The sequence below is a fragment of the Pseudoflavitalea rhizosphaerae genome, assembly GCF_003991355.1.
GTDB lineage: Bacteria > Bacteroidota > Bacteroidia > Chitinophagales > Chitinophagaceae > Pseudobacter > Pseudobacter rhizosphaerae.
Genome location: NZ_RCSU01000001.1, coordinates 740,187 through 753,819, shown reverse-complemented (window position 1 = coordinate 753,819; position 13,633 = coordinate 740,187). Strand labels below are relative to the sequence as shown.

The 13,633-nt window shown below is 49.0% G+C and carries 10 protein-coding genes; 8 read left to right on the top strand and 2 right to left on the bottom strand.

The features are described from left to right. Positions 1–4: 4 nt before the first annotated feature. The 6 genes from D9Y29_RS02705 to D9Y29_RS02680 are packed head-to-tail and all read left to right on the top strand — an operon-like array spanning position 5 to position 9,032. Complete coding sequence (locus tag D9Y29_RS02705; RefSeq protein WP_127124890.1) at positions 5–1,729, top strand: RagB/SusD family nutrient uptake outer membrane protein; 1,725 nt, start codon at positions 5–7, stop codon at positions 1,727–1,729. Positions 1,730–1,769: 40 nt separating this feature from the next. Then, a complete protein-coding gene (locus D9Y29_RS02700; protein WP_127124889.1) occupies positions 1,770–3,395 on the top strand; it encodes an FAD-dependent oxidoreductase in 1,626 nt (541 codons plus the stop codon). Between the two features lie 20 nt (positions 3,396–3,415). After that, the gene (locus D9Y29_RS02695) at positions 3,416–5,140 is read left to right on the top strand and encodes a GxGYxYP domain-containing protein (protein ID WP_127124888.1); all 1,725 of its coding nucleotides are present in this window, start codon (positions 3,416–3,418) and stop codon (positions 5,138–5,140) included. 12 nt (positions 5,141–5,152) lie between these two features. Further along, positions 5,153–7,051 carry an FAD-dependent oxidoreductase gene (locus D9Y29_RS02690; protein ID WP_127124887.1) on the top strand — a complete coding sequence of 633 codons (1,899 nt, stop codon included), beginning with the start codon at positions 5,153–5,155 and terminating at the stop codon, positions 7,049–7,051. A gap of 4 nt (positions 7,052–7,055) precedes the next feature. Next, entirely contained in the window at positions 7,056–7,787 is a 732-nt protein-coding gene (locus tag D9Y29_RS02685; protein ID WP_127124886.1) for an SGNH/GDSL hydrolase family protein, read from the top strand. Positions 7,788–7,808: 21 nt separating this feature from the next. Further along, positions 7,809–9,032 (top strand): MFS transporter, encoded by a 1,224-nt coding sequence (locus tag D9Y29_RS02680; protein ID WP_127124885.1) that lies wholly within the window; start codon positions 7,809–7,811, stop codon positions 9,030–9,032. Between the two features lie 17 nt (positions 9,033–9,049). Here the strand turns inward: D9Y29_RS02680 and D9Y29_RS02675 are convergent, their stop codons facing one another. After that, positions 9,050–9,385: a heavy metal-binding domain-containing protein gene (locus D9Y29_RS02675; protein ID WP_478356068.1), complete on the bottom strand. Its 336-nt coding sequence runs from the start codon at positions 9,383–9,385 to the stop codon at positions 9,050–9,052. A 138-nt stretch (positions 9,386–9,523) separates the two neighbouring features. Between D9Y29_RS02675 and D9Y29_RS02670 the strand changes: the two genes are divergently transcribed. Next, complete coding sequence (locus D9Y29_RS02670) at positions 9,524–10,855, top strand: T9SS type A sorting domain-containing protein (RefSeq protein WP_127124884.1); 1,332 nt, start codon at positions 9,524–9,526, stop codon at positions 10,853–10,855. Between the two features lie 56 nt (positions 10,856–10,911). Then, the gene (locus tag D9Y29_RS02665; protein WP_206513690.1) at positions 10,912–12,564 is read left to right on the top strand and encodes a glycoside hydrolase family 28 protein; all 1,653 of its coding nucleotides are present in this window, start codon (positions 10,912–10,914) and stop codon (positions 12,562–12,564) included. Positions 12,565–12,583: 19 nt separating this feature from the next. Here the strand turns inward: D9Y29_RS02665 and D9Y29_RS02660 are convergent, their stop codons facing one another. Further along, positions 12,584–13,597, bottom strand: coding sequence for a LacI family DNA-binding transcriptional regulator (locus D9Y29_RS02660; RefSeq protein ID WP_127124882.1), 1,014 nt, complete (start codon positions 13,595–13,597; stop codon positions 12,584–12,586). Positions 13,598–13,633: the final 36 nt, after the last annotated feature.

Genomic DNA, 13,633 nt, shown 5'->3' with positions numbered 1-13,633 from the left:
CAATATGCAAACAGGAACATCTTTTCTACTCTGGGGTATTTTGAGCGCAGCGATGCTTGCCTGCACAAGTTCATGTAATAAATTCCTGGAAGAAAAGCCCAGGACAGAATATACGGCTGATAATTTTTTCGTGGACAAAACAACGCTCGATGCCGGCGTGGTGGGGATCTATTCTTCCGCCAAAGATCTCTTCGGCGTATACACCAACACGCCGCTGTTCATGACCCAGTTGGGCACAGATGAAGCGATGTTCAAAGGCTCGTCAGGCGTTCGTTTCAACTTCGACAGGCATTCTTTCTCGCCGCGTGAAGGCGCTATCTATGAATACTGGTTAAGGCATTACGAGATTGCGGCGAGAACCAATACCATCATAGACGCGGCTGCAAAAGTGCAATCCATTACCGAGGCGGACAGGAATATGATCATTGGCGAAGCCCGTTTCGTCCGCGCATTCGTTTACTTCAGACTGGTGCAGGCTTTCGGTGAGCTGCCCATCATCGATCAACCCATCACCGGAGGTTTCGATTACAGCCTGCCGCGCAGACCCGTGAAAGATGTATATGAATTCATCGTGAACGATCTCGTATACGCTTCCTCCGATGGCATATTGCCAAAAGAAAAAACGAATAATGGACACGCCAATCACTGGGCCGCCAAAGCATTGCTCGGCAAAGTGTATCTCACTATGGCTTCCGCCAAGGAAACGGCCCTCACCAAAACCACCGGTAAAGTGGAGGGATATAAAGATATTCCTACTGATGTATCCGAACTCTACAGGAAGGCGAAGGAAGTGTTGAGGGATGTGAAAGACAATAGCGGCGCATCGCTCCTGCCTGTATATGGAGATGTGTTCACCATCGAGAACAAGAATGTGAATGCAGAATCCCTGTTTGAATTGCAGTTCGCCGCCACTGTTCCTTACGGTACGCAATGGACGAAGGAATATGGAATGATCGCGGCTGGGGGACAGATCAATGGCAATCCCGCTTACTATACCAATTCCATGATCGGCCAGTGTAACCTGGTGTATGTACCGAAGTTTTACAAGTACTACAAGAGCGGCCCAAAAGCGGTGGACTATGATCAACGCAGGGTCTGGAACCTTTCCGATTCGCTGGTTAATATTGTGAACAATGCGCCTTCCGGACTCACGTTCATCTGGGGCACACAATACAATCCTGATAAATACAATCAAACCATACTCGGCAGGTGTGGTGTAACCAAATACAGGTGGGGCGCCAGTTGGAGAACTAATTCGCAATACCTCTACTCCAATTGTCCAAATAACGTGATCGTGCTGCGCTATGCAGATGTGCTGCTGATGTTTGCCGAAGCGGATTATAAGGAAACAGGGACCATCTCCGCGGAAGGCCTGGAAGCCATCAACCGTGTGCGTCAGCGCGCGAGGGGACTTAAACCCGACGGATCGCCTGTAACAGAAGCGGAAACGCCCGGATTCAATGATTATACTGCTGCCGATATCGATATCGATGAGATCCTGAAGGAGCGTGCGCGTGAATTGTGTTTTGAATTCCAGCGCTGGTTTGACCTGGCAAGAACAGGCAAATTTGAACATTTCCTGGAACTGACCCGTCCGGCCAATGATGCGAATATCGTGAACACGGCCACCAGCTTCGATCCTGACACGCATTACCTGTTCCCGGTCCCGCAATCCGAAATAGATCTGTCAACCAATAAAGAACAATTCAGACAAAATCCGAACTATTAACAGGGCGCCTTATCAGCAATCCCCTAAAATCTTGATTGAGATGAAAAGAAAGCAATTCCTTTTTCGTTTACTGGTACTGGTAATGATCATCCCATCCGTATCTGTACAAGCGCAAATAAATCCCGCTAAAAAAAACTATGATGTTGTTGTATATGGAGGCACAGCTTCCGGTGTGATTGCAGCAGTAACGGCTGCAAGGGAAGGCATGCGTGTAGCCCTTATTGAACCGAAGCAGCACCTGGGCGGCATGGTCTCCGGCGGATTGTCTGCCACTGACCTGGGCCGCAAGGATGTGATTGGTGGTTATGTGAAAGAAGTATACAAAAGAGCAGGAGACCATTACCAGGTAACTACAAAGGATGGTATTGCCTGGTTCCCAGAGCCGCATGTTGCGGAGAAAGTGTTGAACGATATGGTGAAAGAGGTGAATGTGGATGTATTCTTCCGGCATCGCCTGAAAGAAAAAGGCGGCGTGATCAAAAAGAAAAAAGCGATCACCGGGATAATAATGGAAAACGGGACTACTTTCACCGGCAAGGTTTTCATCGATGCCACTTACGAGGGAGACCTGATGGCTTTTGCAGGCGTTTCGTATGTGGTAGGCCGTGAGGCGCAAAGCCTGTACAATGAATATTCCGCGGGTATCAGGGAAGGATCAGGTCATCGCAGCGCCTATGGTCCTGACGGAAAGCTGCTTTTCGGTATCCAGCCAAATCCGCCGGGTCCCATCGGCGCAGGCGATAATAAAACACAGGCTTATAATTTCAGGTTATCGCTCACCAATGATCCGGCCAATAAACGCCCATACCATAAGCCGGAGAACTATGATCCCAATCGCTATTATGAATTACTCCTCTCTACCCTGGATGCAATAAAAAACCTGGGCGCTGCGGAAGCCGCAGCGAAAATGTTCCCCGGTGCAGGAAAAGTTCCCAACAACAAAGTTGACCTTAACACGGCCGACTATGTTGGTGGCAACTGGGATTATCCCGATGGCTCTTACAAAAGAAGGGCAGAGATCTGGAAAGACCACGAGAATTATGTAAAAGGATACATGTATTTCCTGGCCAACGATCCGCGCATTCCGGAAGCTTATCGTGCAGGCATCAATCTCTGGGGGCCTTCCAAAGATGAGTTCACCGATAATGATAACTGGCCTTACGAATTGTATGTACGTGAAGCCAGGCGCATGCTGGGTGAATTTGTAATGATCCAGCCCGATGTGATCTCCAAAATGCAGAAGCCTGATCCCATTGGCCTGGGCTCTTATGGACTTGATGTACACCGCGTACAGGGCTATGCAGATGCAAAAGGAATTTTGAAATATGAAGGCGGCGTTCAACGCACGGAACAGGAACGCATGAAGCATATTCCTTACCAGATCCCTTATCGCAGCATCGTTCCCAAAAGATCACAGGTATCTAACCTCATTGTGTCTGTGTGTATATCCATGAGCCATGTTGTATGTTCATCCCTCCGAATGGAGCCGCAATACATGATCATCGGGCAGGCTGCCGGCAATGCCGCTGCCCTGGCCATTCAGAATGGAAAACCTGTTCAGGACGTGGATACCAAAGCGCTGGCGAAGAAATTATTGAGCCAGGGCGCTATCCTGGAACATAAGCTGAAAACACTGGCCGATCTTCCCGCCGGAAAAAAAGAATAGTAAAAAAATATTATCCTCTCATGTTCAAACAATTTGTACTCGTATGGATGCTGGGCTGCAGCGCCCTGGCTGCTGCTGCCAACAACAAAGAAGACAGCGCCTATGGCTGGCCTGCGCAGAAAGCTCCAACGTCTATCCTTACCTGCCGCATTCAACGCGGGAACGACCTGAAAGAAATGAACCTGGCGCAATCCGTGGCAGGACTGGCGGCGCAATCGCTCAATGAAGGAAAAACGAAAGAAGGAGTGTGGACCATGGTGTCCAATCCCAATTACGCTATTTATTACGAATCACTGGTAAAACGCCTGCATGCAAAGGAAGCTGGCAGCTTTACCGCCTGGCAACTGGTTGACAGGTTTATTCCCAAAGGCATCATCAAGGGATATGTTTTGTATGATGCAAGAAAAAAGGATAATTCCGTGAACCTGGCCACTGTGTACGCAGGTTTGATGAAGGGTATCCTGGTTGACCTGTCCGAAGAAACTACAGCCAAACAAAAAGGATTGACAAAATTGTTCGATGCTTCCGGTATCGTTCCTGATCTTTCTTCTTTCCTTCCATTAAAGGAAAAAGTGAACAGGCATGTGATGGTGCTTTGCAATCCTGAGTTCAGCAATAACCGCGACTATGCCATTGCGCACAAAAGCCTGGTATGGTACGGAGTTGATTCCACGCTGAAAAGTTTGCTGGAATGGGTGCAGCCATTGTCGCCCGTGATCGGCTGGAACAAGGGCGGAGAGTTCCAGCATATTGAGCCCTGCACGCGTCGCGGGCTTATCAATACTGCATCCGACTGGTGCATGAATCTCAGCCTGCTGAGCATTCATGAAGACAAGGCCCCGGCAAAGATCAAAACCCTTTCGCCAAAAAAGATCGACTGGAAGGACCAACGCAATTGCCAGTCGTTTGTGATGAGCGATGGCGATAATATGCAATGGACTTTCGGGGATTTCATCAGCAGTAAAGATTACTGGTCCAATCCTTATAATACGGCTATCAATATGTCTTTCACTTCCTGCGTGGTTAATCTTTCCGCAGGAGGGCGGGATGTATACGATCAATTGCAACGCACACAGCCGGAGCATGTCTCAGTGGTGGAATACGGCGGTGGTTATTTTTATCCCGACCTGTTTGCCACGGCTACCGGAGAACCGGAGAAGTGGTTGCGGGAACTGGCCAAAAGAATGAACAAGCAAATGCAACTGACAGGTGTGAAAGTGCTGGGATTCATTTGCAGGAATATGTCGGGCGAAGCAGCGCAACGCGCTTACCGGATCTTTGCCGAAGAGATCGAAGACCTCACAGGTATCATTGCCGTGCAGTATTCCCCTTACAATGGAGGACGCGGAAAAATGTTTTGGGTGAAGAATAAAAAGGGGATTGAAATACCCGTTGTTACTGCCCGTTACCAGCTCTGGCATAACCTGAAAAAAGAAGGATCCGGCAACCCGGAGGATCTCATCGATTGGATCAATAAAGATGGAGAGAAAGCAACTGCGGCTGATCCTGCATTGTCATGGACTATCGTTCATGCCTGGTCGAGATTCAACGAGCCTGGAAAGATCGTGCAGGCAATAGCCGATTCTCCCGAAGCGAAAAGACATGGCACCGGTGAGCGCGGCGTAACGCCGGTTAAATGGATGGCAGAAAGATTATCATCCAATACAAGATCTGTGAGCATTGAAGAGTTACTTTGGCGTATCCGGATGAAATACCATCCTGAAGAAACAAGGAAATTGTTCTGATAAAATAATGGAATGAAGAAATTAATCAGAGCCATATGGCTGAGTTCAATGCTGCTCTTTTTATTACCATCGGTATATTTTAAGGCGGCTGCGCAAACGAGCGTGTCTTACGATATTGTAATAGTGGGTGGAACGCCTGCCGGCATCATGGCGGGTATTTCGGCGGCAAGGATGGGGAAGCGTTCGCTTATTCTTGAGCGCACCAGTCATGCCGGAGGGCTTGTGGCAAATGGTCTTGGCGCTACGGATATCATCACGCGTGGCGCTACTGCCGGGCTCTTCCTCGAATTCGTGAACCGCGTGAAAGCGCATTATGTAAGCGTTTACGGGCCGCAATCGAAGCAGGTGAAGGATTGCAGCCAGGGCTACCATTTTGAGCCATCGGTGGGGGAGAAAGTACTGCTGGATATGTTAAAGGAAGCGCCGTTAGTAACGGTGTTGATCAACCGACAATTCGATGCGCTGCCCGAAAATATACTTATCGAAAACAATACGATCAAAAAACTGACCGTGCTGAACCGCTTATCGAATCAGCAGGAACAATACACAGGCGCAGTATTTATCGATGCTACTTATGAGGGCGACCTGATTGCTGCAGCTGGTGTGCCTTATAGTTTGGGAAGGGAAGGCAAAGATGAATACAACGAGCCCTATGCAGGGCAGGTGTACAAACTCTGGCTGGGCGAGAGGCAGGAGGAAGGCAGCAGCAATCTGGCAGATAATGCTGTGCAGGCATATAATTTCAGGCTTTGTCTCACTACTGAACCTGCCAACAGGGTGCCTATTCCAAAGCCTGTTTCTTACAACAGGGAAGAATATGTTTCCCTGATCGAAGATGTTTTATCGGGTCAGCATTCCGGTATTGAATGGGTGGACATGTCGCCGCAGTTGAGAGACAGCAATATCGCTTTGCGCGCGCAGGGGAAACCGCCTGTTGGTAAATGGATGCCCGAAGGCATGCAGCGGCTTGTGAACAAAGTGGTCCTGCCCAATAGTAAAACAGATGCCAATAATCAACATCGCGCATTGATCTCTATCGATCTTCCTGAAGAGAACTGGCCCTGGCCTACTGCCGGTTGGGAATGGCGGGACCGGTTCGCCAACAGGTTGAAAGATTATATTCTCGGGCTTCTTTATTTCGGACAACACGATGAAGCGCTGCCAGCCTGGTTCCGTAACGATTGTGCACAATGGGGATTGTCCGCCGATGAGTTCAGAGACAATGATAATTTCCCCCGCCAGGCATACGTTCGCGAGGGCAGAAGGATGAAAGGCCTCTATCTTTTCAAAGCAGGAGATGCATTGCCCTTGACAAAAGATGGGCGTCCACCCGTTCATATCAGCAGCATCACCGGCAGTCATTACGATATCGATTCGCATGCAACAAGAAAAAGTGAAAAAGGGAAGAAAGTACTGGATGGTTTTCTCAGTTATCCCACCATGCCTTATACGGTCCCCTTTGAAGTGATGCTGCCTGCCGTGATCACAAATTTGCTGGCGCCTGTTCCGGCTTCCGCCACACACCTGGGTTTTGCCACATTGCGCATGGAGCCTTGCTGGATGGCACTGGGACAGGCAGCAGGTATTGCCGCGGCCACTATTATCTCATCCAGCAAACCTGCACAACAAATTCCTGTAACCGCAGTGCAGGATGAATTGATCAATCAGGGAGCTGTATTGATCTATTACAAAGACATTAAACCCGGTCATCCTGCATTCAGGGCCGTTCAGCGCCTGGGCCTGAAAGGATGGTTGCCGGAGTGGACCGTGAGGCCCGATGAAAAAGTGAACAAAGAAGAATTATTGCAATGGCAGCAACTGACTGGTCTGAAATTCCCGAAGCATATCCAGGCCAATAAAAGCACCAGGAGTGAAGCCATCCAATGGCTTTTCACGAAAACAAAATCCTAAGCGTATGAACAGAAAACAATTCCTTTCCCGTTCCATATTACTGGCCGCAGGCAGTGGACTGGCGAAGCTGGCAGCAGGCAGTACAATTACGCAGCCAACGGCCGGAGCGGAGCTGCTGGTGAATGCCGGCATTGCAGGCAACAATACCAACAATCTTTTGAAACGCATCGATACGGATTGCCTGGCGCATAAACCCACGCTCACCATCCTCATGGTGGGCACCAACGATATGAACAACGGTAAACATGTGCCGCTGGAAAAATTCCGCAATAACCTGAATGAATTGTCGGATAAGATCACCGGCTCCGGCAGTCAATTGTTGCTGATGACCATTCTCCCATTCTATGTGCCTTATCTGTTGCAAAGACATCCTGCTGCATTCTTTCAACCCGAAGGACCGGAAGGAAGAAGAAAGCAGGTGAATGAAGTGATCAAAAAGATCGCTGCAGATAAGAATGCAGGACTGCTGGATATCGGCAGTATCTTTGAAAAAGTGGGAAAGACCGGTCTTGAAAAAGATTGCCTGCTTCGCAACAAAGAGAATAGTGGAAAAGAAGACGGGGTGCATCCCACGCGTGATGGTTACCGTTTTCTGGCGCTGGCCGTGAGCCAGCATATTCAATATAATCAGCTGAATGCCCGGCGCATCGTATGTTTTGGCGATAGCATCACCAAAGGCGATGGCTCCATAGATAAAGAAAGCTATCCTGCCTACCTGAAAAAATTATTATCATAAAGAAGGAAATCGATCCGTAATATGCGTAATCCCTCCACCCTGAAGCAACTGTTATCCGTACCCGTTATTGTTGCCGCTCTTGGTTATTTTGTAGATATCTACGATCTCTTATTGTTCAGTATCGTTCGGGTGCCCAGCCTGCGTGCGCTGAATGTTACAGATCATCAGTTGCTGGAACAGGGCATCTTTCTCATCAATACACAAATGGCCGGCATGCTGGTGGGAGGAATACTCTGGGGCATCCTCGGAGATAAGAAAGGAAGATTGTCCGTACTTTTCGGATCGATTGCCCTCTACTCACTGGCGAATATTGCCAATGGTTTTGTGACCAACGTTGATCAGTATGCGATACTTCGCTTCATTGCCGGTGTTGGGCTGGCCGGGGAACTGGGAGCCGGCATAACGCTGGTGGCGGAAGTACTGCCCAAAGAGATCAGGGGTTACGGCACTTCTATTGTTGCTTCTGTTGGCGTGTTGGGCGCCGTACTTGCTTATTTCATTGCGGACCTCTTCGACTGGCGCATTGCGTATTTCATTGGAGGCGGGCTGGGACTGGCTTTGCTGGTATTGCGATTCAATGTTTTTGAATCGGGTATTTTCAGGCATGTGAAAGAGGCGGATATGAAGCGTGGTAATTTCTTAGCGCTCTTCAGCTCATGGAAACGGTTTGTGAAATACCTGCGTTGCATCATGATCGGTTTACCCATCTGGTTCGTGATAGGTATACTCATCACTTTCTCTCCGGAGTTCGGGATCGCGATCGGTCTTGAAACGCCCATTCAGGCAGGAAAGGCTGTTATGTTCAGCTATATCGGGCTTTCGCTCGGCGATATGAGTAGTGGACTGCTTAGCCAGTATTTGAAAAGTCGTAAGAAAACCGTGGCTGTATTCGTTTGTTTGACGGCTCTTGCCATGCTGGTGTATTTGTTGCAGCGTACACAAAGTGTTGCCATATTCTACGGTCTTTGTCTCTTCCTCGGGTTTGCGATCGGTTACTGGGCACTGTTTGTGACAGTTGCTGCAGAACAGTTCGGCACCAATCTTCGCGCTACTGTGGCCACTACGGTCCCCAATTTTGTAAGGGGCAGCGTGAATGTTTTTACTCCCTTGTTCCTGATGGGTGTTGAACAGGCTGGCTTTCTCGGTTCCGCCGCCATGGTAGGCGGGTCAACCATTGTGCTGGCTTTGCTGGCAGCCTGGAGAATGGAAGAAACCTTTTCCAGGGATCTTGATTTTACTGAATAGAAAAATAGAAAAAAGAATTACACTTTTACGGCTGTGCCTGTGGCAACCACCATCAGCATACTGCCTTTTCCTCCAACTGTTTCAAAATCCAGGTCAACGCCAACAATGGCATTGGCGCCAACTGATGCCGCCTTCTGCTGCAATTCATTCAGGGCGGTTTGTTTCGCTTCCTGGATCACGCGCTCATATGTGCCGCTACGACCGCCTACAATGTCTCTCAGTCCAGCAAAAATGTCTTTGAAAATATTTGCACCGATAATGGTTTCGGAGCTGATCACACCTAAATATTGTTGAATGGGATTTCCTTCAATGGTGTTGGTGGTAGTAACGATCATGGAAAAATGTTTTATCATTAGTAGGAGGGGTTGGTGAAATATTACAGGCATTGGGAACATTCCCTCGTTGTGGGAGCCTTCCCACCAAAAATACCTGCCCTGAATCGGACCGCAGGAATCCTTTTTTCTGTTTCTTGGTCCAATACTAATTGCCATATGAAAAAATGTATCCCCCTGGTACTGTTGGTATGTTTATTCACCAACTGCCTCGCCCAATCATTTACTCCCGGAAATTTTGTTGTGGTCAGAATTGGTTCCGGCATTGCGCCGCTCGAAGCCGGGGTTGCTCAGCCTGTTTACCTGGATGAATACAACTCCTGTGGCGACCTGGTAAGGTCCATCCCCATGCCGGTTGCCGTGAATGGCAGCAACAAAAGGCTTACGTTGCCCATCTCCACCAGCGATTACACGGAAGGTTATATCAGCCGCTCTCAGGATGGAAGCAAACTGGCGCTGGCCGGTTACGACGCAGACCCCGGAACTACCGGCGTTTCAGCCACTACCTCCACTGCAGTAAAAAGAGTGGTGGCCATTATCGATCAGAACGGCGCAGTGAATACCAGTACGGCATTGAGCGCATTCAGTTCCCAGGTAGTTCGTGGAGCCGTTACCGATGGTCCCAATATCTGGGTAAGCGGCGGCTCCGGCGGTATCATGTATACCACCACCGGAAGCACTACGCACACGCAGATCACTACCAGCACTGCGCGTTGTCTGATGGTAATAAATTCTCAACTGTACGCCACTTCCACAGCCGGCGCACAGCGGCTCACGGCCGTTGGTGCAGGCTTGCCCACCACTACAGGTCAATCCATGGTGAATCTGCCCGGAACGCCCACCACCGGCAGTCCTTACCAGTTCTTCATTGTGAATGCTGGCTCCGGCACGGATGTGCTGTACATCGCAGACGATAACCTGCTTAGAAAATATTCCTTGTCAGGAGGCGCCTGGGTAAGCAATGGCGTTATCGGAACATTGGGAGATAAATACCGCGCAGTGACCGGACAGGTTAACGGTAATGGACATGTGATCATTTACGCCATCAGGAGAAACGATAACACGAAAGGTTCCGGCGGAGAAGTGGTATCGCTTACAGACAGCACCGGCCACAATAGCAGTTTTGCAGGTCTCACGCCCACCTTGATTGTGAAATCCAATGAGAACAATGTTTTCAGGTCGATTGTGATGGCGCCTGATCCATCAGCTCCTGGTATGGCTGCCACTGCTGCTGAAGACGCCCCCTGGCAAATGCAGCTGAGCCCGAATGCTGCGAACAATAAAGTTCTGGTGACCTTCAAAACAGAACAAAGCAACAATGCCATCATCTTGATCACCAACTCGGCAGGACAGGTAATGAAAAAAATAGAAAGTGTATCCATGAAATCAGGTCAGACTTCCGTGGATGTGGAAGGATTGGTGAAAGGCGTCTATTACCTCACGCTGCACAGCGGCAACAAAAAAGAAACGAAGAAGCTGGTGAAGCTTTGATCCCTTCGCAAAAACAAATGATCATATTTTAAAGCATAACAATCATGTATAGACTAATGTACATTATCCTGTTCCTGTCTTTTGGATTTGCCGCCATGGCGCGCCAATTGCCGGAGCTGAAACCTGTTCTGGATGCACAGGCAGGCAATGCAGTTATAGAGATCCCCGCAGGCACTTTCCTGCTGAACAATATGACCTATGGCGCATACCAGTTCCATAATCTGAATAATGTGGAGATCAGGGGTAACGGCGCCAGTATCATCTGCAATTCACAGGAACTGGCATTCCGTTTCCTGAACTGCACCAATATCACGGTGAAAGATCTGAGTATCGATTATGATCCGCTTTGTTTTACCCAGGGAGTGATCGTTGCAAAAGATCCTTCCAACCTATGGTTTGAAGTGGAGATAGATCCCGGTTATCCGGTAGACAATGTAAGGAATCACCGGGTACAGTTCTATGATCCTGCAACAAGGCAATTGAAAAGGAATAGTATCACCACCGGCGAAGGGCATTATTCCGCTTTCGAACGGATCGGCACTACAAGAAGGTTCAGGCTCACCAAGAATGCCGCCTGGGTGGCTTACGAGAAAGTAGGCGACCTGGTTGTGCTGGACGTGGTAAGCACCAAGGCAAATCCTGCTGCGCATTGTTTCCAACTGGAAAAATGCACCAATGCCACTGTGCAGGATGTAAGCATTTATGGCTCCAACAGTTTTTCATTTTTCGAAAGGGATTGCAAAGGCTCTCATTTCAACCGTTGCAAGGTAGGCAGGGGCTCCATGCCAGCCGGTATCCCTGCAAGATTACGTTCCGGCAATGCCGACGGTATCCATAGCAGCCTGGCCAGTGTGGGGCCCCTGGTGGAGAACTGCGATGTCAAACACAATGGAGATGATTGCATCATTGTTTGCGGACGCTCATTCCCCGTTTGCAGGATCGACAGCGCCACCAAAAGTATTTACGTGCTGAGCAGGGAAGGGCTTCCGGTTTTCTATGTGGGCGATACGCTGCAGCATGTATTGTATGCCGGAACAAAAAGTGGAAAAATGAAAATCACAGCCTATGAATCATTCGTTCCATCGGCAGCCGATCAATCTGCTGTTGTATCGTTGTACCCTAATCTTTTATTCAAAACCAGTTACACCAGGGGAACACGCCTGGAGGTGGATACACTGCCTGCAATGGGAGCAGGTGATATCGTGTACAACGAAAGCCATACCGGTAAAGGCTTCGTGGTCCGCAACAACAACGTTGGCTATAACCGTTCCCGCGGCATACTGATCAAGAGCGCTAATGGTATTGTTCATAACAATGAAATTGCCGGCACAGCCATGAATGCCATTCTCGTGGCGCCTGAGATCCATTGGATGGGCGGTGGATTTGCCGGTGATGTAGAGATCAGGGATAATAATATTTTCGGGTGCATGTTCGAGAAAACCAACCAGGGCATGCCTCCGGGAGCGCTCTCGGTCTGGTATGTGAATGGACTGGGGGAAATGCCTGCAGCAGGCGCTTTCACGCAGATCAATGTGCATCACAATACCATCCGGAAATGTCCATATCCTGCTATTGTTTATTCCTCCGTCAATGGATTGACGCAGGCCTCCAATGTAGTGGAGCCTTATCCCTGCAACAGCCGTGAGCATGGTAAGAAATTCGGGACCGTATTTACCGGTCCGGTTTGGGAGAAGAACAATACGCCTTAAAAATCTTTATTGGCAGTACTCAGCTGGATTTCCTGACAATCAGCTCCGTCTTCAACACTTTGATGATCGATTTCCATTCCGATACATCACGGTTGATCTGATCAATCAGTAATTGAGCGGCAGTACTGCCAATTTCTCTTACCGGCTGTGAAACAGTAGTGAGAGGGGGATCGATGAGGTCCGAAGCGAAATCATTACTGAAGCCAACAATGGCAATATCATTAGGCACATCCAACCCTTTCTTTTTTACGATCTGCAGGGCTGCGATGGCCGTGGGGTCATTGATACAGAAGATAGCATCCGGCGGATTCGCCAGCCGCAGCAGATGGTTCACATAGATCTTCACTTTCCCGATACTGAGATCATAAGGAATGATCAGCTCTTCATCGATGGGGATATTGTACTTCTTCAACGCAGCCTTATAGCCTTTCAATCGCTTTACACTGATGGGCAGAGAGTCAGGTCCGGCCAGATGCGCGATCCTTTTTTTCTTTCTTTTGATGAGGTGCTCTACTGCCCTGAAAGCGCCTTCATAATCATCCACCATCACTTTCGGTACATCCATGTCTTCACAAACCCTGTTGAAGAATACGATGGGGATCCCTTTCCGCTCGAATATTTTCAGGTGATCGAAATTGCGTGTTTCTTTCGTAAGCGATACCAGTACGCCATCCACCTGGTTGGCCAGCATCAGTTTCGTATTGGCCACTTCCGTTTCATAGGTTTCGTTTGAATGACAGATGATGGTGGTATATCCCGCTGCAGCCGCCACTTCCTGGGCGCCCATGATCACTTGTGGAAAATATGAACTGATGAATTCCGGAACAATGATCCCGATGGTATTGCTCTTCCTGTTGAGCAGGCTGATGGAAAGCATGTTCCGCTGGTAATCCAGTTGCTCTGCAAGTTCCAGCACGGCCTGCCTGGTTTTGTCGCTGACGCTTGGATGGCCCGTCAACACGCGTGATACAGTGGATTTCGACAGGTTGAGTTTTTTGGCAATGTCTACAATCGTTACCTGGTGGCGCTTCATGAAAGTGGAATTGAACTACAAATTAAGGGAATTGAT

What these genes read in the sequence shown, in the direction of transcription:
- D9Y29_RS02680 (WP_127124885.1), top strand. Translation starts at nt 7,809, where the DNA reads ATGCGTAATCCCTCCACCCTGAAGCAACTGTTATCCGTACCCGTTATT.
- D9Y29_RS02685 (WP_127124886.1), top strand. Translation starts at nt 7,056, where the DNA reads ATGAACAGAAAACAATTCCTTTCCCGTTCCATATTACTGGCCGCAGGC.
- D9Y29_RS02675 (WP_478356068.1), bottom strand. Translation starts at nt 9,385, where the DNA reads ATGATAAAACATTTTTCCATGATCGTTACTACCACCAACACCATTGAA.
- D9Y29_RS02695 (WP_127124888.1), top strand. Translation starts at nt 3,416, where the DNA reads ATGTTCAAACAATTTGTACTCGTATGGATGCTGGGCTGCAGCGCCCTG.
- D9Y29_RS02690 (WP_127124887.1), top strand. Translation starts at nt 5,153, where the DNA reads ATGAAGAAATTAATCAGAGCCATATGGCTGAGTTCAATGCTGCTCTTT.
- D9Y29_RS02660 (WP_127124882.1), bottom strand. Translation starts at nt 13,597, where the DNA reads ATGAAGCGCCACCAGGTAACGATTGTAGACATTGCCAAAAAACTCAAC.
- D9Y29_RS02705 (WP_127124890.1), top strand. Translation starts at nt 5, where the DNA reads ATGCAAACAGGAACATCTTTTCTACTCTGGGGTATTTTGAGCGCAGCG.
- D9Y29_RS02700 (WP_127124889.1), top strand. Translation starts at nt 1,770, where the DNA reads ATGAAAAGAAAGCAATTCCTTTTTCGTTTACTGGTACTGGTAATGATC.
- D9Y29_RS02665 (WP_206513690.1), top strand. Translation starts at nt 10,912, where the DNA reads ATGTACATTATCCTGTTCCTGTCTTTTGGATTTGCCGCCATGGCGCGC.
- D9Y29_RS02670 (WP_127124884.1), top strand. Translation starts at nt 9,524, where the DNA reads ATGAAAAAATGTATCCCCCTGGTACTGTTGGTATGTTTATTCACCAAC.